Annotated in this window: 18 protein-coding genes and 2 tRNA genes; 14 read left to right on the forward strand and 6 right to left on the reverse strand. The window is 50.6% G+C overall.

The features are described 5' to 3' along the window. Positions 1 to 212: 212 nt before the first annotated feature. The 4 genes from FDX04_RS06090 to narI are packed head-to-tail and all read left to right on the forward strand — an operon-like array spanning position 213 to position 6,875. Positions 213 to 3,956: a nitrate reductase subunit alpha gene (locus FDX04_RS06090; protein ID WP_137370616.1), complete on the forward strand. Its 3,744-nt coding sequence runs from the start codon at positions 213 to 215 to the stop codon at positions 3,954 to 3,956. Next, a complete protein-coding gene (gene narH, locus FDX04_RS06095; protein ID WP_061381228.1) occupies positions 3,953 to 5,491 on the forward strand; it encodes a nitrate reductase subunit beta in 1,539 nt (512 codons plus the stop codon). The genes FDX04_RS06090 and narH overlap by 4 nt, the downstream gene beginning before the upstream one ends. Beyond that, on the forward strand, positions 5,488 to 6,198 hold the full coding sequence (gene narJ, locus FDX04_RS06100; RefSeq protein ID WP_137370617.1) for a nitrate reductase molybdenum cofactor assembly chaperone: 711 nt from the start codon (positions 5,488 to 5,490) through the stop codon (positions 6,196 to 6,198). The genes narH and narJ overlap by 4 nt, the downstream gene beginning before the upstream one ends. Next, complete coding sequence (gene narI / locus FDX04_RS06105) at positions 6,198 to 6,875, forward strand: respiratory nitrate reductase subunit gamma (protein WP_038641116.1); 678 nt, start codon at positions 6,198 to 6,200, stop codon at positions 6,873 to 6,875. The genes narJ and narI overlap by 1 nt, the downstream gene beginning before the upstream one ends. Before the next feature lie 211 nt (positions 6,876 to 7,086). Here the strand turns inward: narI and FDX04_RS06110 are convergent. From FDX04_RS06110 to FDX04_RS06125, 4 genes are all read right to left on the reverse strand, one after another. Further along, a tRNA-Tyr gene (locus FDX04_RS06110) sits at positions 7,087 to 7,171 on the reverse strand. Between the two features lie 36 nt (positions 7,172 to 7,207). Then, positions 7,208 to 7,292: transfer RNA gene (locus FDX04_RS06115), tRNA-Tyr, on the reverse strand. 156 nt (positions 7,293 to 7,448) lie between these two features. Then, positions 7,449 to 8,291: a formyltetrahydrofolate deformylase gene (gene purU, locus FDX04_RS06120; protein ID WP_003020737.1), complete on the reverse strand. Its 843-nt coding sequence runs from the start codon at positions 8,289 to 8,291 to the stop codon at positions 7,449 to 7,451. 55 nt (positions 8,292 to 8,346) lie between these two features. After that, the gene (locus FDX04_RS06125) at positions 8,347 to 8,802 is read right to left on the reverse strand and encodes a YchJ family protein (protein WP_137370618.1); all 456 of its coding nucleotides are present in this window, start codon (positions 8,800 to 8,802) and stop codon (positions 8,347 to 8,349) included. A gap of 111 nt (positions 8,803 to 8,913) precedes the next feature. Here FDX04_RS06125 and rssA point away from each other — a divergent pair, with 111 nt between their 5' ends. The 3 genes from rssA to galU all read left to right on the forward strand — a co-directional run bounded on the left by rssA (position 8,914) and on the right by galU (position 12,041). Further along, entirely contained in the window at positions 8,914 to 9,825 is a 912-nt protein-coding gene (rssA, locus tag FDX04_RS06130) for a patatin-like phospholipase RssA (protein ID WP_061381231.1), read from the forward strand. An 89-nt stretch (positions 9,826 to 9,914) separates the two neighbouring features. Then, positions 9,915 to 10,928 carry a two-component system response regulator RssB gene (gene rssB, locus FDX04_RS06135; RefSeq protein WP_137370619.1) on the forward strand — a complete coding sequence of 338 codons (1,014 nt, stop codon included), beginning with the start codon at positions 9,915 to 9,917 and terminating at the stop codon, positions 10,926 to 10,928. Between the two features lie 204 nt (positions 10,929 to 11,132). Further along, positions 11,133 to 12,041 carry a UTP--glucose-1-phosphate uridylyltransferase GalU gene (gene galU, locus FDX04_RS06140; protein WP_038641107.1) on the forward strand — a complete coding sequence of 303 codons (909 nt, stop codon included), beginning with the start codon at positions 11,133 to 11,135 and terminating at the stop codon, positions 12,039 to 12,041. A 137-nt stretch (positions 12,042 to 12,178) separates the two neighbouring features. Here the strand turns inward: galU and hns are convergent, their stop codons facing one another. After that, a complete protein-coding gene (hns, locus tag FDX04_RS06145) occupies positions 12,179 to 12,592 on the reverse strand; it encodes a histone-like nucleoid-structuring protein H-NS (protein ID WP_003020723.1) in 414 nt (137 codons plus the stop codon). A 629-nt stretch (positions 12,593 to 13,221) separates the two neighbouring features. Here hns and tdk point away from each other — a divergent pair. Continuing rightward, complete coding sequence (gene tdk, locus FDX04_RS06150) at positions 13,222 to 13,839, forward strand: thymidine kinase (protein ID WP_042308040.1); 618 nt, start codon at positions 13,222 to 13,224, stop codon at positions 13,837 to 13,839. 228 nt (positions 13,840 to 14,067) lie between these two features. On the opposite strand, the gene adhE is transcribed toward tdk, so the two are convergent. Beyond that, entirely contained in the window at positions 14,068 to 16,746 is a 2,679-nt protein-coding gene (gene adhE / locus FDX04_RS06155; protein WP_061381232.1) for a bifunctional acetaldehyde-CoA/alcohol dehydrogenase, read from the reverse strand. Between the two features lie 486 nt (positions 16,747 to 17,232). Here adhE and ychE point away from each other — a divergent pair, with 486 nt between their 5' ends. The 6 genes from ychE (at position 17,233) to oppF (ending at position 24,275) form a co-directional block, all read left to right on the forward strand. Then, entirely contained in the window at positions 17,233 to 17,880 is a 648-nt protein-coding gene (gene ychE, locus FDX04_RS06160; RefSeq protein ID WP_038643209.1) for an NAAT family transporter YchE, read from the forward strand. A 773-nt stretch (positions 17,881 to 18,653) separates the two neighbouring features. Continuing rightward, on the forward strand, positions 18,654 to 20,285 hold the full coding sequence (gene oppA, locus FDX04_RS06170; RefSeq protein WP_137370621.1) for an oligopeptide ABC transporter substrate-binding protein OppA: 1,632 nt from the start codon (positions 18,654 to 18,656) through the stop codon (positions 20,283 to 20,285). A 120-nt stretch (positions 20,286 to 20,405) separates the two neighbouring features. Next, positions 20,406 to 21,326 carry an oligopeptide ABC transporter permease OppB gene (oppB, locus tag FDX04_RS06175; protein ID WP_061381234.1) on the forward strand — a complete coding sequence of 307 codons (921 nt, stop codon included), beginning with the start codon at positions 20,406 to 20,408 and terminating at the stop codon, positions 21,324 to 21,326. Between the two features lie 14 nt (positions 21,327 to 21,340). After that, a complete protein-coding gene (oppC, locus tag FDX04_RS06180) occupies positions 21,341 to 22,249 on the forward strand; it encodes an oligopeptide ABC transporter permease OppC (protein ID WP_008784950.1) in 909 nt (302 codons plus the stop codon). Between the two features lie 11 nt (positions 22,250 to 22,260). Continuing rightward, positions 22,261 to 23,274, forward strand: a complete 1,014-nt coding sequence (gene oppD / locus FDX04_RS06185; RefSeq protein WP_038641097.1) for a murein tripeptide/oligopeptide ABC transporter ATP-binding protein OppD — start codon at positions 22,261 to 22,263, stop codon at positions 23,272 to 23,274. Continuing rightward, positions 23,271 to 24,275 carry a murein tripeptide/oligopeptide ABC transporter ATP-binding protein OppF gene (gene oppF / locus FDX04_RS06190; protein ID WP_061381235.1) on the forward strand — a complete coding sequence of 335 codons (1,005 nt, stop codon included), beginning with the start codon at positions 23,271 to 23,273 and terminating at the stop codon, positions 24,273 to 24,275. Before oppD ends, oppF begins: the two co-directional genes overlap by 4 nt. Positions 24,276 to 24,303 lie beyond the last annotated feature (28 nt).

A 24,303-nucleotide genomic window follows, 5' to 3' on the forward strand; every position in this document is an offset into this window, starting at 1 on the left:
ATAAGTGAATTTGAAAAAGTTATTTAAATTCATGATGTTAATTGATTTTTTGATATCCCACTTAGGGGGTATGTGAAAATTGACCCTCATTTTTCATCCCTGCCTGCCTTGATCGTTATCAATTCTCACGCCCTTTCAGAGCGTTACCTTCGCTCTCAATCAAGCAATGTCGATTTATCAGAGAGCCGTCAGGCTCCTACAGGAGAAAACCGATGAGTAAATTCCTGGACCGGTTTCGCTACTTCAAGCAGAAGGGCGAAACCTTTGCCGATGGGCACGGCCAGCTTCTCAATACCAACAGGGACTGGGAGGACGGATATCGCCAGCGTTGGCAGCATGACAAAGTCGTGCGTTCAACCCACGGTGTAAACTGCACCGGTTCATGCAGCTGGAAAATCTATGTGAAAAATGGTCTGGTGACCTGGGAAACCCAGCAAACTGACTACCCACGCACGCGTCCAGATATGCCAAACCACGAGCCTCGCGGCTGCCCGCGTGGTGCGAGCTATTCCTGGTATCTCTACAGCGCTAACCGTCTGAAATACCCATTGATGCGCAAACGTCTGATGAAGATGTGGCGTGAAGCCAAAAAACTGCACAGCGATCCGGTAGATGCCTGGGCATCCATCATCGAAGATGCCGACAAAGCAAAAAGCTTCAAACAAGCGCGTGGTCGTGGTGGCTTCGTTCGCTCTTCCTGGCAGGAAGTCAATGAACTGATTGCCGCTTCTAACGTGTACACCATCAAAACCTATGGTCCTGACCGCGTCGCAGGCTTCTCGCCGATCCCGGCGATGTCGATGGTTTCTTACGCGTCCGGCGCACGCTATATGTCGCTGATAGGCGGTACCTGCCTGAGCTTCTATGACTGGTACTGCGACCTGCCACCGGCTTCTCCGCAGACCTGGGGCGAACAGACCGACGTCCCTGAATCCGCTGACTGGTATAACTCCAGCTACATTCTTGCATGGGGTTCTAACGTACCGCAGACCCGTACTCCGGATGCGCACTTCTTTACTGAAGTTCGCTATAAAGGCACCAAAACGGTAGCGATTACCCCGGACTACGCGGAAATCGCCAAACTGTGCGACCTGTGGCTGGCGCCAAAGCAAGGGACCGATGCGGCGATGGCAATGGCGATGGGCCATGTCATGCTGCGCGAGTTCCACCTCGATAATCCGAGCCAGTACTTCACTGACTACGTTCGTCGTTATACTGACATGCCAATGCTGGTGATGCTCGAAGAGCGCGACGGTTATTATGCTGCCGGTCGTATGCTGCGAGCAGCGGATCTGGTTGACTCTCTGGGCCAGGAAAATAACCCGGAATGGAAAACCGTCGCTATCAATAGCAACGGTGAAATGGTTGCGCCAAATGGTTCAATTGGTTTCCGTTGGGGTGAAAAAGGCAAATGGAACCTCGAACAGCGCGACGGCACGTCGGGTAATGAAACCGAACTGCAACTCAGTCTGCTCGGTAGCCAGGATGACATTGCTGAAGTCGGCTTCCCATACTTTGGCGGCGAAGGTACCGAACATTTCAATAAAGTTGAACTGGAAAACATTCTGCTGCACAAATTGCCGGTTAAACGTCTGCAACTTGCCGACGGTTCTACCGCGCTGGTGACGACCGTTTACGATCTGACCATGGCCAACTACGGTCTGGAACGTGGTCTGAACGATGAAAACTGTGCAACCAGCTACGATGACCTGAAAGCGTATACGCCGGCATGGGCAGAAAAAATTACCGGTGTATCGCGCGCTCAAATCGTGCGCATCGCCCGCGAATTTGCGGATAACGCCGATAAAACGCACGGCCGTTCGATGATTATCGTCGGTGCGGGTCTGAACCACTGGTACCACCTCGATATGAACTATCGCGGCCTGATCAATATGCTGGTGTTCTGCGGCTGTATCGGCCAGAGCGGTGGCGGTTGGGCCCACTATGTCGGGCAGGAAAAACTGCGCCCGCAAACCGGCTGGCAGCCGCTGGCGTTTGCGCTGGACTGGCAGCGTCCGCCTCGTCATATGAACAGTACCTCTTACTTCTATAACCACTCCAGCCAATGGCGCTATGAGACGGTTACCGCACAGGAATTGCTGTCCCCGATGGCAGACAAATCCCGTTACAGCGGTCATTTGATTGACTTTAACGTTCGCGCTGAACGTATGGGGTGGTTACCGTCTGCACCGCAGTTAGGGACTAACCCGTTGCGTATCGCTGAAGAAGCGCAGAAAGCCGGCATGACGCCGGTGGACTACACCGTGAAATCTCTGAAAGACGGTTCTCTTCGCTTTGCGGCGGAACAACCGGAAAACGGCAAAAACCATCCGCGTAACCTGTTTATCTGGCGTTCCAACCTGCTCGGGTCTTCCGGTAAGGGCCACGAGTACATGCTCAAGTACCTGCTGGGTACTGAACATGGTATTCAGGGCAAAGATCTCGGCCAGCAGAGCGGCGTGAAGCCAGAAGAAGTGGAATGGCAGGACAACGGACTGGACGGTAAGCTGGATCTCGTGGTGACGCTGGACTTCCGTCTGTCGAGTACCTGTCTGTATTCCGACATCGTGCTGCCGACCGCAACCTGGTATGAAAAAGACGACATGAATACCTCGGATATGCATCCGTTTATTCATCCGTTGTCTGCCGCCGTTGACCCGGCCTGGGAATCGAAGAGCGACTGGGAAATCTATAAAGCCATCGCCAAGAAATTCTCTGAAGTGTGCGTGGGCCACCTCGGTAAAGAAACCGATGTTGTTACGCTGCCGATTCAGCACGACTCCGCCGCCGAGCTGGCGCAGCCGCTGGACGTGAAGGACTGGAAAAAAGGTGAGTGCGACCTGATTCCTGGCGTTACCGCGCCGCACATCATGACCGTAGAGCGTGATTATCCGGCAACCTATGAACGCTTTACCTCCATCGGCCCGCTGATGGAAAAAATCGGTAACGGCGGGAAAGGGATTGCCTGGAATACCCAGAGCGAAATGGATCTGCTGCGTAAGCTCAACTACACCAAGGCTGAAGGCCCGGCGAAAGGTCAGCCCAGGCTTAATACCGCCATTGATGCCGCCGAGATGATCCTCACCCTGGCACCGGAAACTAACGGTCAGGTAGCCGTTAAAGCCTGGGCAGCGCTGAGTGAATTTACCGGTCGTGACCATACGCATCTGGCGCTGAATAAAGAAGACGAAAAAATTCGTTTCCGCGATATACAGGCGCAGCCGCGCAAAATTATCTCCAGCCCGACCTGGTCTGGTCTGGAAGATGAACATGTGTCTTATAACGCCGGTTATACCAACGTTCATGAGCTGATCCCATGGCGTACGCTGTCTGGTCGCCAGCAGTTGTATCAGGATCACCAGTGGATGCGTGATTTCGGTGAAAGCCTGCTGGTTTACCGTCCGCCAATCGATACCCGTTCAGTGAAAGCGGTGATCGGCGAGAAGTCTAACGGTAATCCGGAAAAAGCGCTCAACTTCCTGACGCCGCACCAGAAATGGGGTATCCACTCCACCTACAGCGACAACTTGCTGATGCTGACGCTGTCACGTGGTGGTCCGATTGTGTGGATGAGCGAAGTCGATGCGAAAGACCTGGGAATCGAAGATAACGACTGGATCGAAGTCTTCAACAGCAACGGTGCGCTGACGGCGCGTGCAGTTGTCAGCCAGCGTGTACCGGCCGGGATGACCATGATGTACCACGCGCAGGAACGTATCGTTAACCTGCCGGGTTCAGAAATCACCCAGCAGCGCGGCGGGATCCACAACTCGGTGACCCGTATTACGCCGAAACCGACCCATATGATCGGCGGCTATGCGCAGCTGGCCTACGGCTTTAACTACTACGGTACCGTCGGTTCAAACCGTGATGAGTTCGTGGTTGTACGTAAGATGAAGAACATTAACTGGTTGGATGGCGAAGGCAATGACCAGGTACAGGAGAGCGTAAAATGAAAATTCGTTCACAAGTCGGCATGGTGCTGAATCTCGATAAGTGCATCGGCTGCCACACCTGTTCAGTGACCTGTAAAAACGTCTGGACCAGCCGTGAAGGTATGGAATACGCCTGGTTCAATAACGTGGAAAGTAAGCCTGGCGTCGGTTTCCCGAATGACTGGGAAAATCAGGAAAAATGGAAGGGCGGCTGGATCCGTAAAATCAACGGTAAACTGCAACCGCGCATGGGTAACCGTGCGCTGCTGCTGGGAAAAATCTTTGCTAACCCGCATCTACCGGGTATGGATGACTACTACGAGCCGTTTGATTTCGACTATCAGAATCTGCACACCGCGCCGGAAGGCAGCAAAGCGCAGCCGATTGCCCGCCCGCGCTCGTTGATTACCGGTCAGCGGATGGACAAAATTACCAGCGGTCCGAACTGGGAGGAAATTCTGGGCGGCGAATTCGAAAAACGCGCCAAAGACCAGAACTTCGAAAACATGCAGAAGGCGATGTACGGCCAGTTCGAAAACACCTTCATGATGTACTTGCCGCGCCTGTGTGAGCACTGCCTTAACCCGGCGTGTGTGGCGACCTGCCCGAGCGGTGCTATCTACAAGCGTGAAGAAGATGGCATCGTGCTGATCGACCAGGACAAGTGCCGCGGCTGGCGTATGTGCATCACCGGCTGCCCGTACAAGAAGATTTACTTCAACTGGAAGAGCGGGAAGTCCGAGAAGTGCATCTTCTGCTACCCGCGTATCGAAGCGGGTCAACCGACCGTTTGCTCCGAAACCTGTGTGGGTCGTATCCGTTATCTCGGCGTACTGCTGTATGATGCCGATGCGATCGAAAGCGCGGCCAGCACCGAGCACGAAAAAGATCTGTACCAGCGCCAACTGGACGTGTTCCTCGATCCGAACGATCCGGCTGTCATTGAACAGGCGCTAAAAGATGGTATTCCACTGAGCGTCATCGATGCTGCACAACAATCTCCGGTTTACAAAATGGCGATGGACTGGAAGCTGGCGCTGCCGCTGCATCCGGAATACCGCACGCTACCGATGGTTTGGTATGTGCCGCCTTTGTCACCGATTCAGTCTGCCGCCGACGCGGGCGAGCTTGGCAGCAACGGTATTCTGCCGGATGTAGACAGTCTGCGTATCCCGGTTCAGTACCTGGCGAACCTGTTGACCGCTGGCGACACCCAGCCGGTACTGTTGGCGCTGAAACGTATGCTGGCAATGCGTCACTATAAACGTGCGGAAACTGTTGACGGTAAAGTTGATACCCGTGCGCTGGAAGAGGTGGGCTTAAGCGAAGCACAGGCGCAGGAAATGTATCGTTACCTGGCGATTGCTAATTACGAAGATCGTTTCGTGGTGCCAAGCAGCCATCGTGAACTGGCGCGTGACGCATTCCCGGAGAAAAGCGGTTGTGGCTTTACCTTCGGCGATGGTTGCCACGGTTCTGATACCAAATTCAATCTGTTCAACAGCCGCCGCATCGACGCTGTTGATGTGACCAGCAAAACGGAGCCGCACCAATGATTGAACTCGTCATTGTTTCGCGTCTGCTCGAGTATCCGGATGCTGCCTTATGGCAGCATCAGCAGGAACTTTTCGATGCACTCGCGTCATCTGAGAACCTGGAGAAAGAGGATGCCCAGACCCTGGGCGTTTTCCTGCGCGATTTAACCGCGCAGGACATGCTGGATGTACAGGCCGCTTATAGCGAACTGTTTGACCGTGGCCGTGCCACATCGCTGCTGCTGTTTGAACATGTACACGGTGAATCCCGCGATCGTGGTCAGGCGATGGTTGACCTGATGGCACAGTATGAGCAGCACGGTTTGCAGCTCGACAGCCGCGAACTTCCCGATCATCTGCCGCTGTATCTGGAATACCTTGCGCAGTTGCCGAAAAGCGAAGCGTTAGGTGGTTTACAGGATATTGCGCCGATTCTGGCTTTGCTCAGCGCTCGTTTGCAACAGCGTGAAAGCCGTTATGCGGTGCTGTTCGACCTGCTGTTAAAACTGGCGAATACCGTTATCGACAGCGACAAAGTGGCTGAAAAAATTGCGGATGAAGCGCGTGATGACACCCCGCAGGCACTGGATGCGGTCTGGGAAGAAGAGCAGGTGAAATTCTTCGCCGATCAGGGGTGCGGCGAGTCGGAAATCTCCGCTCACCAGCGTCGTTTTGCCGGGGCCGTTGCGCCGCAGTATCTGAATATCACCACCGGAGGACAGCGATAATGCACTTCCTGAATACGTTCTTCTTTGACATCTATCCGTACATCGCGGGTTCTGTCTTTCTGATCGGCAGCTGGCTGCGTTATGACTATGGGCAATATACCTGGCGCGCGGCGTCCAGTCAGATGCTGGATCGCAAAGGGATGAACCTGGCGTCAAACCTGTTCCATATCGGGATCCTCGGAATTTTTGCCGGGCACTTTCTGGGCATGTTGACGCCGCACTGGATGTATGAGGCGTGGCTACCGCTTGAAGTGAAACAAAAGATGGCCATGTTCGCGGGCGGCGCCTCAGGCGTGATGTGTCTGGTCGGCGGCGTGCTGCTGCTGAAACGTCGTCTGTTCAGCCCACGCGTTCGGGCCACCACTACCGGTGCGGATATTCTGGTGCTGTCCATTCTGGTTATCCAGTGTGCCCTTGGCCTGCTGACCATTCCGTTCTCCGCTCAGCATATGGACGGTAGCGAGATGATGAAACTGGTGAACTGGGCGCAAACCGTGGTGACCTTCCACGGCGGCGCATCTGAATATCTGGATGGCGTGGCGTTTATCTTCCGTATGCACCTGGTGTTGGGTATGACGCTGTTCCTGCTGTTCCCGTTCTCGCGTCTGGTGCACATCTGGAGCGTTCCGGTCGAGTATCTGACCCGTAAATACCAGATCGTTCGTGCGCGTCATTAAGCGGTTATCTGTGTAAGATAAGACCCTGCTCCGGCGGGGTTTTTTTATGCCTGTTTGCCGGATGGCGGCGTAACCGCCTTATCCGGCCTACGCAGGCGTCAGCTCTCTATTGGCCTGATAAGCGCGAGCATCAGGCATATTGCGGGCACGTATTGAGGGCAGAATATAGTGCAGTAAGGTTTGATTTTGCTGAAGTGCGACAGGGAAATGATGGTGGTGGGGGAAGGATTCGAACCTTCGAAGTCGATGACGGCAGATTTACAGTCTGCTCCCTTTGGCCGCTCGGGAACCCCACCAGGGGTATACTAATTTTATGAATCTACAGGAATGAATGGTGGTGGGGGAAGGATTCGAACCTTCGAAGTCGATGACGGCAGATTTACAGTCTGCTCCCTTTGGCCGCTCGGGAACCCCACCACGGGGTAATGCTAATTACTGGCCTGCTTCCTTTGGAAGCGGGGCGCATCATATCAGATGATGCGCCCCTGTAAAGTATTCCGTTGATAAAAAAGAACTGGTTGCCTGATTTTTACGCGTAAAGATGTAAAGGTAACCAATTATATTATCAATCGATTACAGAATAATCGTTCGGTTACCGTAAACAAATACACGTTGAGCCAGAACCTGATACAGCGCGCGGCTTAATACATTTTTTTCAACGTCACGGCCGGCACGCATCATGTCTTCTGCGGTGTAGGTGTGATCAACGTGAATCACGTCCTGCATAATGATTGGGCCTTCATCGAGATTATCATTCACATAGTGGGCCGTCGCGCCGATGATCTTCACCCCGCGCTCGTAAGCCTGGTGGTATGGGCGAGCGCCAATAAACGCCGGCAGGAATGAATGGTGAATATTGATGATCTTATTCGGGAAGCGGGAAACAAAGGTCGGTGTCAGAACACGCATGTATTTTGCCAGCACGACATAGTCCGGTTGGTGCGCATCGATAGCATCAGCCATTTTCTGGTCATGTTCATCGCGGGTTAAACCCTCGTGGCTAACCAGCTCAAACGGAATATCAAAGCGCTCAACCAAAGGACGCAGCGTCTCGTGGTTGCCGATCACCGCAGCGATTTCAACATCCAGTCCGCCATAATTTGCTTTCATTAACAGATCGCCCAGGCAATGCGCTTCCTTGGTGACCAAAATGACGATACGGCGGCGTCCTGCTGGCGTTAATTCGCGAATAGAGCCTTCGGGTAAGGCGCTATCAAGATCGGCAAGCAGCGTGACATCGTTAAAAATGCCCTCCAGTTCGGTACGCATAAAAAAGCGTCCGGTACGGTGGTCCACGAACTCATTGTTCTGCACGATATTCAGTTCATGCTTGTAACAGATATTTGTAATGCGCGCGATCAGACCTTTTTGATCCGGACAAATAGTACGCAGCACTTTTCGTTGTAATGAATGCATTTGCAGCGGTGATCCTGTTGAGAATGTTTGCAAAATTGATACTGTCGGGCGTTGATTAGCCGCAGCACTTCTTAAATTTTTTACCCGAGCCACAAGGGCAGGTGTCGTTTCGTCCAATTTGAGGGCGTGTACCGTCTATATAGTACCACTGACCGTTTTCTTTTAAAAAACGAGAGCGTTCAATAATGGCGCCAGTTTTTCCCTGTTCAGAAAACCGCGCGACAAAACTGACGTAGCCGATATTTTCTGAATCTACCGTCTGTTGCTCAAAAACGGTCAGTCCCAGCCATTCGGTATGCGTAAATCCTGCAATAATGTCGTCACGAAACGCAGCGGCATGGCAGTCCGCATGCCAGGTCTTGATAAGGTAATCTGCGTCTTTCATCACAAAAGCGCAGTAACGAGAACGCATGAGGTGTGACGGCGTAGGTGCTACTTGCGCGCTGGACACATAACGGTAGCAACATAGGCTATACTCGACAGCGCTACCACAGGGACAAAGCTGAGACACAAAGTACTCCCTGGAATAAAAAAACGGCGTAAAAACGCCACGGTGGCACTATGTTAACTGAGCGGTAGCGATGTTGCTACGTCTGCAAGCCAGGGGAAGTTTGTACGTACAATGAGAAAAATTAAAATTGGGCTGGCGCTAGGTTCCGGCGCTGCGCGCGGCTGGTCGCATATTGGCGTAATTAAAGCCCTTAAGCATATGGGGATTGATGTAGATATCGTGGCAGGGTGCTCCATTGGTTCGCTGGTTGGCGCGGCCTACGCCTGCAATAAATTGCCTGCACTCGAACAGTGGGTTTGTTCATTTAGTTATTGGGACGTCTTACGCCTGATGGATCTCTCGTGGCGCAGGGGAGGACTATTGCGCGGAGAACGGGTGTTCAACCAGTACCGTAATGTCATGCCGGTAGAATCGATTGAACAATGCACACGCCGCTTTGCAACTGTTGCAACCAATTTAAGTACGGGCCGGGAACTCTGGTTCACCGAAGGTGATTTGCACCTGGCTGTCCGGGCATCCTGCAGTATTCCTGGTCTGATGTCCCCCGTAGCGCATAATGGCTACTGGTTGGTCGATGGCGCGGTGGTGAATCCCGTGCCCGTTTCCCTGACGCGTGCGCTGGGCGCCGATATCGTTATTGCGGTCGATCTGCAACACGATGCGCACCTGATGCAGCAAGATTTACTCTCCTTCAACGTCAGTAGCGATGCTGAATCAGGTGATGGCGCTGACGAACTCTCATGGCATGGCCGTCTGAAAGAGCGTCTGAGCAACATTACGGCGAGGCGGACAGTGACCGCGCCGACGGCGATGGAGATCATGACGACCTCTATTCAGGTTCTGGAAAACCGTCTGAAACGTAACCGTATGGCTGGCGACCCGCCTGATATCCTGATTCAGCCGTTTTGTCCGCAAATATCCACGCTGGATTTCCACCGCGCCAGTGCAGCAATTGCTGCCGGGCAGTTGGCGGTTGAGAAGAAAATGGATGAGCTTCTACCTCTGGTGAAGACCAACGTCTAGGCACTTTTTATCAATACTTAAGTTAAATCTGACAGGCGTGAGTAGCAATAGCATGCCACTATTTATTAAAGCCAGTCAGGGGGGAGAATATGACGCAGCCATTGGTCGGAAAACAGATTCTTATCGTTGAGGATGAGCCGGTATTCCGCTCACTCATGGATTCATGGTTTTCCTCTTTGGGAGCGACAACAGCGGTGGCCGGCGATGGGCTTGAAGCACTGGACTTACTAGGTCACTTTACGCCTGACTTAATGATCTGCGATCTGGCTATGCCACGCATGAACGGTCTTAAACTGGTTGAGTATTTACGCAATCGAGGCGATCAAACGCCGATACTGGTGATTTCAGCGACGGAAAACATGTCTGATATAGCCAAAGCGCTGCGACTTGGTGTGGACGATGTTCTTCTGAAACCGGTGAAGGATCTTAATCGCTTGCGAGAAACGGTTTTTGCGTGCCTGTATCCCAATATGTTCAATTCACGGGTTGAAGAAGAAGAGCGGCTGTTTCGCGACTGGGATGCCATGGTGGACGATCCTGCTGCTGCAGCTAAGCTGCTGCAGGAGTTACAGCCTCCAGTATCGCAAGTGATTTCACAATGTCGCATAAACTATCGGCAATTGGTTGCCGCCGATCAACCGGGACTGGTGCTGGATATTGCGCCGCTGTCGGATCACGACCTTGCTTTTTATTGTCTGGATGTCACGCGGGCAGGGGATAATGGCGTGCTGGCCGCATTATTACTGCGAGCCTTATTTAACGGCTTGTTGCAGGAGCAGCTGGCGCAACAAAATCAGCGGTTGCCAGAGTTAGGTGCGTTATTGAAACAGGTGAACCATTTGCTGCGTCAGGCTAATTTACCCGGCCAGTTTCCTTTGCTGGTAGGGTATTACCACAGCGGGTTAAAAAACCTGATTCTGGTATCAGCAGGACTGAATGCGACATTAAATACGGGTTCCCATCAGGTACAAATCAGCAATGGCGTACCGCTGGGAACGCTCGGCAATACCTATCTTAATCAGTTGAGCCAGCGCTGCGAGTCATGGCAGAGCCAAATTTGGGGGGCGGGTGGTCGCCTGCGCCTGATGTTGTCTGCGGAATGAACAATTGAGCGGGGGAGGAATGAAATTGCTTCACCTCCCTCATGCTGCGAGTGCTACTATCAGCGCCAGATTTATTCGTATTTGTCTTAATTATACCGACGTGCGTCCTTTTCAGACCAGAGGCTTACCGCTGTACTGATATACTTGGATGCGATACAGATTGATGAACACGTTCAATACATGAACAGTCCAGGAGAGTTTTAAATGGCTGCTATTAATTCAAAAGTCAAAAAGGCCGTTATCCCGGTTGCGGGATTAGGAACCAGGATGTTACCGGCTACGAAGGCAATCCCGAAAGAGATGCTACCGTTGGTTGATAAGCCATTAATTCAGTACGTGGTAAACGAATGTATTGCTGCGGGTATCACTGAAATTGTACTTGTAACTCACTCGTCTAAAAATTCCATTGAAAACCACTTTGATACCAGCTTTGAGCTAGAAGCTATGCTGGAAAAACGTGTAAAACGTCAGCTGCTGGAAGAAGTGCAATCTATTTGTCCACCGCATGTCACTATTATGCAGGTACGTCAGGGACTGGCTAAAGGTCTGGGACACGCAGTATTGTGCGCGCACCCGGTTGTTGGCGATGAACCGGTTGCGGTTATCCTGCCAGACGTAATTCTGGATGAATACGAATCAGATTTATCCCGCGAAAACCTGGCCGAAATGATTCATCGTTTTGATGAAACTGGCAGCAGCCAGATTATGGTTGAACCCGTAGAAGATGTTACCGCTTATGGCGTAGTGGATTGTAAAGGCGTTGAATTAGCGCCGGGCGAAAGCGTGCCAATGGTTGGCGTTGTTGAAAAGCCGAAAGCTAATGTAGCGCCGTCTAATTTGGCGGTTGTGGGGCGTTATGTTCTCAGTGCGGATATCTGGCCTCTGCTGGCAAAAACGCCTCCGGGAGCAGGCGACGAAATTCAGCTGACTGACGCTATCGATATGCTGATTGAAAAAGAAACGGTTGAAGCCTATCACATGAAGGGCAAAAGCCATGACTGCGGTAATAAGCTGGGCTATATGCAGGCGTTCGTTGAATATGGTATTCGCCATAATACCCTCGGCGCTGAATTTAAGGCCTGGCTGGAAGAAGAGATGGGTATTAAGAAGTAACCACCAGTAATTATCAGGTCAGAACGGTGCTGTTAATCCAGCGCCGTTTTTTTATACCTAATCCGGGTAAGGGGCCATGCGAAGTACAGGTAAAAAAAATCCCGCCAGGGCGGGATTTTAAGCAAACTATTTCTGAATTATTCCTTGATCAGGAAATCGTCCAGTTGCTTACCTTGTTCTTCCATCGCTTTTTTGATCACAGCCGGTGTACGACCCTGGCCAGTCCAGGTTTTAGTTTCACCGTTTTCGTCAACATAGCTATATTTAGCCGGACGCGCAGCGCGTTTAGCTTTGGTGCCAGATTTAACAGCAGCCATGCTATTCAACAGTTCGTTCGGATCAATGCCGTCAGCAATCAGCATTTCACGATATTGTTGCAGTTTACGAGTACGTTCTTCAACTTCAGCAGCGGCAGCGCTTTCTTCTTCACGACGCTCGCTAACTACAACTTCTAATTTTTCCAGCATTTCTTCAAGCGTTTCCAGAGTACATTCTCTTGCCTGCGCACGAAGAGTACGGATGTTGTTCAGAATTTTAAGTGCTTCGCTCATTGTAGTAATCTCAAACTTATATTGGGGGTGGTTTGTTGAGCTAATAATAGAGCGATAATTTCAGTTGTGCAATAGCCAGGAATGTAAGGAATTCAAAATTGCGCTTTATTTAGTATCAGAATTAATTCCTCTGTCTTAAATTCTCAGCGATGTTGGGCATAAAAAAGGCTTATTGGTGGGGGGGCTTCTCAACGGCTGAGAGTAAAAATTCAAGATTCAGGTCACATTTTATCGTGTGCAAATAGTATCACTTTGCAGTGATTTCAACCTTTTGTATTAGTTTTGCTTACGTGAATTCGCTATTACATGGCGGCGGTGGGGAGATTCAATAACAATAAGGGAACGGTTTCTTAATTGTCGACGCTTGATAAGCGAGACTGATAAATTTCATGAGCACTATTTGTGAAAGAATGTGTATATACGGTACGGCTCCGGCTGTTTGGGCTAAGACGCCGCGCTATCATACTCCCACCCATAAAGGGCACCTGCATTTTCTGGTTATTAAGGCGGCACTGAGCGAGTCGGTACGCGCCTTTATACGTCTTTCGGGACAACGCTGCACCGACATGTTCGTGAAATATGATACAATCCAGCCCATATTTATTTCCCCAGATGAGGGTCTACGGTCAATGGCACAGCTATATTTTTACTATTCTGCAATGAATGCCGGTAAGTCGACTGCATTGCTGCAATCTTCGTACAATTATCAGGAGCGTGGAATGCGCGCTGTTGTATATACAGCGGAAATTGATGACCGTTTTGGCACTGGAAAAGTAAGTTCACGTATAGGTCTGTCGTCACCTGCAAAATTGTTTAACCAAAATTCATCATTGTTCGAAGAGATTCGTGCCGACAATGAGCAGCAAAGAATTCACTGCGTACTGGTTGATGAGTCTCAGTTTCTGACGCGACAACAGGTTTATGAATTATCTGAAGTTGTCGATCGGCTGGATATTCCCGTGTTGTGTTACGGCTTACGCACCGATTTTCGTGGTGAGCTATTCGGCGGCAGTGAATACCTGCTTGCATGGTCAGATAAGCTGGTTGAATTAAAAACTATTTGCTTCTGTGGCCGTAAGGCCAGCATGGTGTTACGTCTTGATCAGGCAGGAAGACCGTTTAACGAGGGCGAGCAGGTGGTTATAGGCGGAAACGAGCGCTATGTGTCGGTATGCCGTAAGCATTATAAGCAGGCGCAGTCTGAAGGCTCTCTGACGGCAATACAAGAACGACACAGCCACGATTAAACCTATGCGCTTCTGGGCGCTTATAAGCACAGGGTAGGCAACGAGTTCTCTACCCTGTCACACGCTCTTCTGACGCTATTCTGGCTTCTTCCCTGCATGTAATCTTCATCAGGCCATATCTCGCAAGTGGCCGAGTCAGGTATTACCTCATTCTTATAGCGTAAGGCACAAAAAAAACGGTCCCGAAAAGGGACCGTTTAGAGTCAGACTAAAACTTATCTGAACGAATTAAGCGGATTTCTTCGCTTTTTTCTCAGCTTTCGGTGCAGCTGCTACTTCAGGCTTAGCAGTGGTTTCACCTTCGGTGTACTCACGGCCGTAGTAGGTATCCAGCAGAATCTGCTTCAGCTCAGCAATCAGAGGATAACGCGGGTTAGCACCAGTACACTGGTCGTCAAACGCATCTTCAGACAGTTTGTCAACGTGTGCCAGGAAGTCAGCTTCCTGCACGCCAGCTTCACGGATAGACTTAGGAATACCCAGTTCAGCTTTGATTTCGTCCAGCCAGCCCAGCAGTTTCTGGATTTTCGCGGCAGTACGGTCACCCGGTGCACTCAGACCCAGGTGGTCAGCGATTTCAGCGTAGCGACGACGTGCCTGAGGACGGTCGTACTGGCTGAATGCTGTCTGTTTAGTCGGATTGTCGTTCGCGTTGTAACGAATAACGTTGCTAATCAGCAGGGCGTTCGCCAGACCGTGAGGAATGTGGAACTGAGAACCCAGTTTGTGCGCCATAGAGTGACATACACCCAGGAAGGCGTTCGCAAACGCGATACCGGCGATGGTCGCTGCACTGTGTACACGCTCACGGGCTACCGGGTTCTTGGAACCTTCGTGGTAGGACGCCGGCAGGTTTTCTTTCAGCAGTTTCAGTGCCTGCAGAGCCTGACCGTCAGAGAACTCAGAAGCCAGTACGGAAACGTAAGCTTCCAGAGCGTGAGTGACGGCATCCAGACCACCGAACGCACACAGAGACTTCGGCATATCCATCACCAGGTTGGCATCGACAATCGCCATATCCGGGGTCAGAGCGTAGTCAGCCAGCGGATATTTCTGACCGGTTGCATCGTCGGTCACAACCGCAAACGGTGTGACTTCAGAACCGGTACCGGAAGTGGTGGTGACGGCGATCATTTTCGCTTTCACGCCCATTTTCGGGAACTTGTAGATACGTTTACGGATGTCCATAAAGCGCAGCGCCAGTTCTTCGAAGTGGGTTTCCGGATGTTCGTACATAACCCACATAATTTTCGCGGCGTCCATCGGGGAACCACCACCCAGCGCGATAATCACGTCTGGTTTGAAGGAGTTAGCCAGCTCAGCGCCTTTGCGCACAACGCTCAGAGTCGGGTCAGCTTCAACTTCGAAGAACACTTCGGTTTCAACGCCAGCCGCTTTCAGCACAGAGGTGATCTGGTCAGCATAACCATTGTTGAACAAGAAGCGGTCGGTCACGATCAGCGCACGTTTGTGACCATCAGTAATCACTTCATCCAGCGCGATTGGCAGAGAGCCACGACGGAAGTAGATAGATTTCGGAAGTTTGTGCCACAACATGTTTTCAGCTCGCTTAGCAACGGTTTTCTTGTTGATCAGGTGCTTAGGACCAACGTTTTCAGAGATGGAGTTACCACCCCAGGAACCACAACCCAGAGTCAGGGAAGGTGCGAGTTTGAAGTTGTACAGGTCACCGATACCACCCTGAGAAGCAGGGGTGTTGATCAGGATACGCGCGGTTTTCATCATCTGACCGAAGTAAGCAACGCGTTCTGGCTGGTTATCCTGGTCGGTGTACAGGCAAGAGGTATGACCGATACCGCCCATCGCAACCAGTTTCTCAGCTTTGTCCACTGCGTCTTCGAAGTCTTTCGCACGATACATCGCCAGAGTCGGAGACAGTTTTTCGTGAGCAAACGGTTCGCTTTCGTCAACAACCTTAACTTCACCAATCAGAATCTTAGTGGTTTCTGGTACGGAGAAGCCTGCCAGTTCAGCAATTTTGTAGGCTGGCTGACCAACGATAGCGGCGTTCAGCGCGCCATTTTTCAGGATAACGTCCTGAACAGCTTTCAACTCTTTGCCCTGCAGCAGGTAGCCGCCGTGAGTGGCGAAACGCTCACGTACTGCGTCGTATACAGAGTCAACCACGACAACAGACTGTTCAGAAGCACAGATTACGCCGTTATCGAAGGTTTTAGACATCAGAACAGATGCAACAGCACGTTTGATATCAGCGGTTTCGTCGATAACAACAGGGGTGTTACCTGCGCCTACGCCGATTGCCGGTTTACCGGAGCTGTATGCCGCTTTAACCATGCCTGGACCACCGGTCGCAAGGATCAGGTTGATGTCCGGGTGGTGCATCAGCGCGTTAGATAGTTCTACGGAAGGTTGATCGATCCAGCCGATCAGGTCTTTCGGCGCGCCAGCAGCGATTGCCGCTTGCAGAACGATATCAGCAGCTTTGTTAGTAGCATCTTTAGCACGCGGATGCGGAGAGAAGATGATGGCGTTACGGGTCTTCAGGCTGATCAGCGATTTGAAGATAGCAGTAGAAGTCGGGTTAGTGGTTGGAACGATACCGCAGATGATACCAATCGGTTCAGCAATAGTAATGGTACCGAAAGTGTCGTCTTCAGACAGCACACCACAGGTTTTTTCATCTTTGTAAGCGTTGTAAATGTATTCAGAAGCAAAGTGGTTTTTAATCACTTTATCTTCGACGATACCCATGCCAGATTCGGCAACGGCCATTTTCGCGAGAGGGATTCGAGCGTCTGCGGCAGCCAGAGCGGCGGCGCGGAAGATTTTGTCAACCTGTTCTTGAGTGAAACTGGCATATTCACGCTGGGCCTTTTTTACGCGCTCTACAAGTGCGTTAAGTTCAGCGACATTAGTAACAGCCATAATGCTCTCCTGATAATGTTAAACTTTTTTAGTAAATCATCTGCTCGACACGAGAGTATAGACAGACCGACGAAAATTTGTGTAACGGTTTGAAAATCAAACGGTTAATTAACGTCCACTTTACCTTGATTTACTAAAAGAGCTTATACGCAAGCGCCAGTTAACTCTCACGCTTTACCTCCAGGGGACGTAAGCAAGGTTACTCACTTCTGAGTAGTAATTGCGTGATCTGGATCAAAATTTCGCAAAGCTGACACCTTTCAGCAGGCCCTTTTAGCGTTTATCGGTAAGTGTTAAAAATTCGTGTGGTGAATGCTAAGCACATTAGCATATTTGATACATATTAATAACACTAAGTATTGGTAGCGTATTTACGTAGATATACGCAGATAGGAGGTGAAGTATGCTGACAAAAGGCGTATCTTCAGCACGGATTTTATCACTTTTTATGACTCATTTTATCCGGCTAACGCTTCGGAGCTAACCGTGATCCAAACGCTATTTGATTTTCCTGTTTATTTTAAATTTTTTATTGGGTTATTTGCCCTGGTCAACCCGGTAGGGATCATCCCTGTCTTTATCAGTATGACCAGTTATCAAACTGCGGCTGCGCGAAATAAAACCAATCTCACGGCAAACCTGTCGGTCGCTATCATCCTGTGGACTTCGCTGTTCCTCGGTGACGGTATTCTGCAACTTTTCGGTATCTCTATAGATTCGTTCAGGATTGCTGGCGGTATTCTGGTTGTGACCATCGCGATGTCGATGATTAGCGGAAAACTTGGCGAAGATAAGCAGAACAAACAGGAAAAATCAGAAACGGCCATTCGTGAAAGCATTGGCGTGGTGCCGTTGGCATTGCCGTTGATGGCGGGGCCGGGGGCAATTAGCTCGACTATCGTTTGGGGGACGCGTTACCACAGTGCAATTAACCTGTTTGGCTTTTTTATCGCGATTGCGTTGTTTGCCTTGTGTTGCTGGGGGCTGTTTCGCATGGCGCCGTGGTTAGTGCGCTTGCTGGGCCAAACGGGTATCAACGTCATTACGCGTATTATGGGGCTGTTACTCATGGCCTTAGGGATTGAATTTATTGTTACTGGTATCAAATCCATTTTCCCCGGTTTGCTTGCCTGATATTCCTTCTTCAGTACAAGCGGAGCCGCTACAGGCTCCGCTTCCTTTCATTATCAGTAAAACTTCTCACTAAAGTTGATAATCAGCATAACCATAATGAAAAATGCTGATGGTTAACGATTTAGTTATTCATTGATTTTATGGATATAACACTCAGCTCTGCGTCAGGGGGAGCACGATATTGCTGTTATTTTATTAACATCATACTCTGGGGCTTGCTGTGGGATTATCGAAATGTTATTAGTTATTTCAGCGTTTTTTTTAGATGAATGTGCTAATTAATAACCAATTGTTAAATTTATGTGCACTTTGGCATGGGGTTGAGACCGGACAGGGGAGTCAACCATGTTAATCAGGCAATTAGTTGATTATTAATGTTTTATTGTTATAGGTTTTCATTCGTAAGCCTTTGCCAGTGACATTTATTTCTAATAAAAGAGAATTGGTTAACAAATTTGTAAAATGTATTGGCGGTGAAGAAACGCATTTGGTACTTTCCGGCCAGGTATTTGGCAGAAGAATTGATGTTGATGAGAATGATTTTCAATTTCTTTCTCTCAACAGGGTAATAGCGTGTTTCCGGCAGGGGAGACACGTAGATAATCGACGCAAGGCGGTCGTACGAATCGCCAGAATAAATAAAGTCGGTGATAGCAAGCAGTAAAACAATAAACCACCTGACGGCAGAAAATCTCCGGTGCCGTACAGGGATCCTGACAGGATTAACAGTCTGGTTAAAAAACCAGCCATAATAATGAGGGAGTACAAACACAATGACGATCATCACTAAAAAAAGTTTAGTCGCTGCGGGGATCCTCACTGCGCTAATCGCTGGAAATGTGGCCACGGCGGCAGTTGTGCCAGCGGGTGTGCAGCTTGCTGAAAAGCAGACTCTGGTGCGTAATAACGGTTCGGAAGTTCAGTCTCTCGATCCTCATAAAATTGAAGGTGTGCCGGAATCCAACATTAGCCGGGACCTGTTTGAAGGTTTATTAATCAGCGATGTCGATGGCAAACCATCGCCGGGCGTGGCTGAGAAATGGGACAATAAAGATTTTAAAGTCTGGACGTTCCATCTGCGTAAAGATGCTAAATGGTCTGACGGTACGCCTGTTACCGCGCAAGATTTTGTGTATAGCTGGCAACGTTTGGCGAACCCAAATACTGCCTCACCGTACGCCAGTTATTTGCAGTACGGCCATATCGTCAATATTGATGACATCATCGCCGGTAAAAAGCCGGTCACCGATCTCGGTGTGAAAGCGATTGACGATCATACTTTTGAAGTCACCCTGAGCGAACCTGTTCCTTATTTCTACAAACTGCTCGTGCACTCTTCCGTTTCACCGGTTCCTAAAGCCGCCGTAGAAAAATACGGTGATAAGTGGACCCAGCCCGCGAACATTGTCACTAACGGCGCGTATAAACTGAAGGACTGGGTGGTTAACGAGCGCATTGTGCTTGAGCGTAATACCAACTACTGGGACAACGCCAAAACCGTTATTAACCAGGTGACCTACCTGCCAATTTCTTCTGAAGTGACTGACGTTAACCGCTATCGCAGCGGTGAAATCGACATGACCTATAACAACATGCCGATCGAGTTATTCCAGAAACTGAAAAAAGAGATCCCGAACGAAGTTCACGTTGACCCGTATCTGTGCACCTATTATTACGAAATCAACAACCAGAAAGCACCGTTCAATGATGTTCGTGTCCGTACGGCTCTGAAGCTGGCGATGGATCGCGACATCATTGTCAACAAAGTGAAAAACCAGGGTGACCTGCCTGCTTATAGTTTTACCCCTCCTTACACCGATGGCGCGAAACTGGTTGAGCCAGAGTGGTTCAAATGGTCACAGGAAAAACGCAACGAAGAAGCGAAAAAACTGCTGGCTGAAGCCGGTTATACCGCTGAAAAACCGTTGACCTTTGACCTGCTGTATAATACCTCAGACCTGCACAAGAAGCTGGCTATCGCCGCAGCTTCTATCTGGAAGAAAAATCTGGGCGCTAACGTCAAGCTGGAAAATCAGGAATGGAAAACATTCCTCGATACGCGCCATCAGGGCAACTATGATGTTTCACGTGCGGGCTGGTGCGCGGATTACAACGAACCAACTTCCTTCCTGAATATGGTGCTGTCCGACAGCTCGAACAACACCGTTCACTATAAGAGCCCTGCATTTGACAAGCTGATTGCAGATACCCTGAAAGTGACTGATGAAACGCAGCGTAGTGAGCTGTATTCGAAAGCGGAGCAGCAACTGGATAAAGATTCTGCGATTGTACCGGTTTATTACTATGTTAACGCCCGCCTGGTGAAACCATGGGTTGGCGGATACTCCGGTAAAGACCCGATGGATAATATCCATGTAAAAGACTTGTATATTATCAAGCATTAATGGCAAGACGTGGGGCAATCATTTTGCCCCACAGTGTCTTTTTCTTCGAACTATTAACACCTCTTTACCTGAAGATCTGGGTAGAAGAGGTGTAAAGGCACACGCCAGAAGGTACGGGCAATGTTAAAATTCATATTACGTCGCTGTCTGGAAGCGATTCCGACGCTGTTTATTCTTATTACGATTTCATTCTTTATGATGCGCCTTGCGCCGGGTAGTCCATTCACCGGTGAACGCGCATTGCCGCCAGAAGTGCTGGCTAATATTGAAGCGAAATATCATCTCAACGATCCCATCTCCACACAGTATTTCAGCTACCTGAAACAGCTGGCGCATGGTGATTTTGGACCATCCTTTAAATACAAAGATTACACGGTTAACGACCTTGTCGCTTCAAGTTTTCCGGTGTCAGCGAAGCTTGGCGCTGCGGCATTTATTCTGGCGGTGCTCGTCGGCGTTAGCGCTGGGGTGATCGCCGCACTGAAGCAAAATACGCGCTGGGACTACACGGTTATGGGGATCGCGATGACCGGGGTGGTTATTCCCAGTTTCGTCGTTGCTCCCTTATTGGTCATGATATTTGCCATAACGTTGAAATGGCTGCCCGGCGGTGGCTGGAACGGCGGGGCGTTGAAATTTATGATCCTGCCGATGGTGGCGTTATCGCTCGCCTATATCGCCAGTATCGCCCGTATTACTCGCGGCTCGATGATTGAAGTGCTGCACTCAAACTTTATTCGTACCGCGCGAGCTAAAGGACTGCCGATGCGGCGGATTATTTTCCGCCATGCGTTAAAGCCGGCGTTGCTTCCCGTGCTGTCTTATATGGGGCCCGCGTTTGTCGGCATTATTACCGGCTCAATGGTTATTGAAACAATCTATGGTTTGCCGGGCATTGGGCAACTGTTCGTGAATGGCGCTTTAAACCGCGACTATTCGCTGGTGCTGAGTCTGACCATTCTGGTCGGTACGCTGACTATTGTGTTTAATGCGATTGTCGATGTGCTGTATGCCGTTATCGATCCGAAGATTCGTTACTGATACTGGAGCTCGCTATGATGTTAAGTAAGAAAAACAGCGAGGCGCTGGAAAATTTCAGTGAGAAGCTGGAGGTTGAAGGTCGCAGCCTATGGCAGGACGCGCGTCGACGTTTTATGCATAACCGCGCGGCGGTGGCAAGCCTGGTAGTGCTGGTGATTATTGCGCTGTTTGTGACGCTGGCGCCAATGCTGTCGCAGTTTACCTACTTTGATACCGACTGGGGAATGATGTCCAGCGCGCCGGATATGGAGTCCGGGCACTACTTTGGCACTGACTCATCGGGTCGCGACCTGCTGGTGCGTGTGGCGATTGGCGGGCGCATCTCGCTGATGGTCGGTATTGCCGCGGCGCTGGTGGCGGTAGTCGTCGGTACGCTGTACGGCTCTCTGTCAGGTTATCTCGGCGGCAAAATCGACTCGGTGATGATGCGCCTGCTGGAAATCCTCAACTCCTTCCCGTTCATGTTCTTCGTGATTCTGCTGGTGACCTTCTTTGGGCAAAACATTCTGCTGATTTTTGTCGCTATCGGGATGGTTTCCTGGCTGGATATGGCACGTATCGTGCGTGGACAAACGCTGAGTCTCAAGCGCAAAGAGTTCATTGAAGCAGCACAAGTGGGTGGGGTATCTACCGTACGCATCGTTATCCGTCATATTGTGCCGAACGTGCTGGGCGTAGTGGTGGTATACGCTTCATTGCTGGTGCCGAGCATGATTCTGTTTGAATCCTTCCTGAGCTTTTTGGGATTAGGTACGCAAGAACCGTTAAGTAGTTGGGGCGCGCTGCTGAGTGATGGTGCCAACTCAATGGAAGTATCGCCATGGCTGCTGCTGTTCCCGGCCGGTTTCCTGGTGGTTACTTTGTTCTGTTTTAACTTTATCGGCGATGGCCTGCGTGATGCCCTCGACCCGAAAGACCGTTAAGGAGCGCCGCCATGAGCGTAATTGAGACCGCAACCGCGCCGCTCGCGCAACAACAGGCTAACGCACTGCTGAACGTTAAGGATCTGCGCGTGACGTTTGCCACCCCCGATGGCGATGTTACTGCAGTAAACGATTTAAACTTTTCCCTGCGAGCCGGAGAAACGTTGGGTATTGTGGGTGAGTCCGGTTCGGGCAAATCGCAAACCGCGTTTGCCCTGATGGGGCTGCTGGCGGCGAATGGCCGTATCGGAGGTTCCGCTACGTTTAACGGGCGTGAAATATTGAATTTACCGGAGCACGAGCTGAACAAACTGCGCGCCGAGCAAATCTCAATGATTTTTCAGGATCCGATGACCTCTCTGAATCCGTACATGCGGGTCGGAGAGCAACTGATGGAAGTTCTCATGCTGCATAAAGGCATGAGTAAAGCAGAAGCGTTTGAAGAGTCAGTAAAAATGCTGGATGCGGTGAAAATGCCGGAAGCGCGCAAGCGCATGAAGATGTATCCGCATGAATTCTCTGGCGGAATGCGTCAGCGCGTAATGATCGCCATGGCGCTGCTGTGCAGACCAAAATTATTGATCGCCGATGAGCCGACTACCGCGCTCGATGTTACGGTACAGGCGCAAATTATGACGCTGCTGAATGAACTGAAAAGTGAATTTAACACCGCAATTATCATGATCACCCACGATCTGGGGGTTGTCGCCGGTATTTGTGACAAAGTGCTGGTGATGTACGCTGGACGAACCATGGAATATGGCAGCGCACGGGATGTCTTTTATAAGCCCGTTCATCCGTATTCGATTGGTCTGCTGAATGCCGTACCTCGTCTGGACGCTGAAGGGGAAGAGATGTTGACTATCCCGGGCAACCCACCGAACCTGCTGCGTCTGCCAAAAGGTTGTCCATTCCAGCCCCGCTGCCCGCATGCGATGGAAATCTGTAGCAGTGCTCCGCCACTGGAAGAGTTTAGCCCGGGCCGCCTGCGCGCCTGCTTTAAACCGGTGGAGGAACTGGTATGAATACGGTCATCGAACAACGAAAAGTACTCCTTGAAATTGCCGATTTAAAGGTCCATTTCGACATTAAAGACGGCAAGCAGTGGTTTTGGCAACCGTCTAAATCCCTCAAAGCGGTTGATGGCGTGACCCTGCGATTGTATGAAGGTGAAACCTTAGGCGTGGTGGGGGAGTCCGGCTGCGGAAAATCGACCTTTGCTCGGGCGATTATCGGTCTGGTGAAAGCCACTGATGGAAAGGTCGCCTGGTTGGGTAAAGATTTGCTGGGGATGAAACCTGATGAATGGCGTGAGGTGCGCAGTGATATTCAGATGATTTTCCAGGATCCGCTGGCGTCATTAAATCCGCGTATGACCATTGGTGAAATTATTGCCGAGCCGCTGCGGACTTATCATCCGAAACTGCCGGGGCAGGAAGTCCGTGACCGCGTGAAGGCAATGATGATGAAGGTTGGGTTGCTGCCAAACCTGATTAACCGTTACCCGCATGAGTTTTCCGGCGGCCAATGTCAGCGTATCGGTATTGCCCGCGCGCTGATTCTCGAACCGAAACTGATTATCTGTGATGAACCGGTTTCTGCGCTGGACGTATCCATTCAGGCCCAGGTCGTAAACCTCTTGCAGCAGCTACAGCGTGAAATGGGGCTGTCATTAATTTTCATTGCCCACGATCTGGCGGTGGTTAAGCATATCTCCGATCGCGTACTGGTGATGTATCTCGGACACGCGGTGGAATTAGGCACCTATGACGAGGTGTACCATAATCCGCTACATCCTTATACCAAAGCGCTAATGTCTGCTGTGCCGATCCCCGATCCGGATATGGAAAGGAACAAAGTTATCCAGCTGCTGGAAGGCGAGTTGCCGTCGCCGATTAATCCTCCTTCGGGCTGTGTGTTCCGTACGCGCTGCCCGATTGCCGGACCAGAGTGTGCAAAAACACGCCCGGTTCTCGAAGGCAGTTTTCGACACGCCGTTTCCTGCCTGAAAGTAGACCCGCTATAATCGTGAGGGCTGACAAAGGTCAGCCCTT

It is taken from the genome of Citrobacter sp. wls615 (genome assembly GCF_005281355.1).
GTDB lineage: Bacteria > Pseudomonadota > Gammaproteobacteria > Enterobacterales > Enterobacteriaceae > Citrobacter > Citrobacter werkmanii.

Excerpts from the sequence above, each read along its gene's own strand:
- narI (WP_038641116.1), top strand. The coding sequence starts at position 6,198 with ATGCACTTCCTGAATACGTTCTTCTTTGACATCTATCCGTACATCGCG.
- galU (WP_038641107.1), top strand. The coding sequence starts at position 11,133 with ATGGCTGCTATTAATTCAAAAGTCAAAAAGGCCGTTATCCCGGTTGCG.
- purU (WP_003020737.1), bottom strand. The coding sequence starts at position 8,291 with ATGCATTCATTACAACGAAAAGTGCTGCGTACTATTTGTCCGGATCAA.
- oppB (WP_061381234.1), top strand. The coding sequence starts at position 20,406 with ATGTTAAAATTCATATTACGTCGCTGTCTGGAAGCGATTCCGACGCTG.
- oppC (WP_008784950.1), top strand. The coding sequence starts at position 21,341 with ATGATGTTAAGTAAGAAAAACAGCGAGGCGCTGGAAAATTTCAGTGAG.
- rssA (WP_061381231.1), top strand. The coding sequence starts at position 8,914 with ATGAGAAAAATTAAAATTGGGCTGGCGCTAGGTTCCGGCGCTGCGCGC.
- tdk (WP_042308040.1), top strand. The coding sequence starts at position 13,222 with ATGGCACAGCTATATTTTTACTATTCTGCAATGAATGCCGGTAAGTCG.
- oppD (WP_038641097.1), top strand. The coding sequence starts at position 22,261 with ATGAGCGTAATTGAGACCGCAACCGCGCCGCTCGCGCAACAACAGGCT.
- narJ (WP_137370617.1), top strand. The coding sequence starts at position 5,488 with ATGATTGAACTCGTCATTGTTTCGCGTCTGCTCGAGTATCCGGATGCT.
- narH (WP_061381228.1), top strand. The coding sequence starts at position 3,953 with ATGAAAATTCGTTCACAAGTCGGCATGGTGCTGAATCTCGATAAGTGC.
- hns (WP_003020723.1), bottom strand. The coding sequence starts at position 12,592 with ATGAGCGAAGCACTTAAAATTCTGAACAACATCCGTACTCTTCGTGCG.
- rssB (WP_137370619.1), top strand. The coding sequence starts at position 9,915 with ATGACGCAGCCATTGGTCGGAAAACAGATTCTTATCGTTGAGGATGAG.
- oppA (WP_137370621.1), top strand. The coding sequence starts at position 18,654 with ATGACGATCATCACTAAAAAAAGTTTAGTCGCTGCGGGGATCCTCACT.
- oppF (WP_061381235.1), top strand. The coding sequence starts at position 23,271 with ATGAATACGGTCATCGAACAACGAAAAGTACTCCTTGAAATTGCCGAT.
- FDX04_RS06090 (WP_137370616.1), top strand. The coding sequence starts at position 213 with ATGAGTAAATTCCTGGACCGGTTTCGCTACTTCAAGCAGAAGGGCGAA.
- adhE (WP_061381232.1), bottom strand. The coding sequence starts at position 16,746 with ATGGCTGTTACTAATGTCGCTGAACTTAACGCACTTGTAGAGCGCGTA.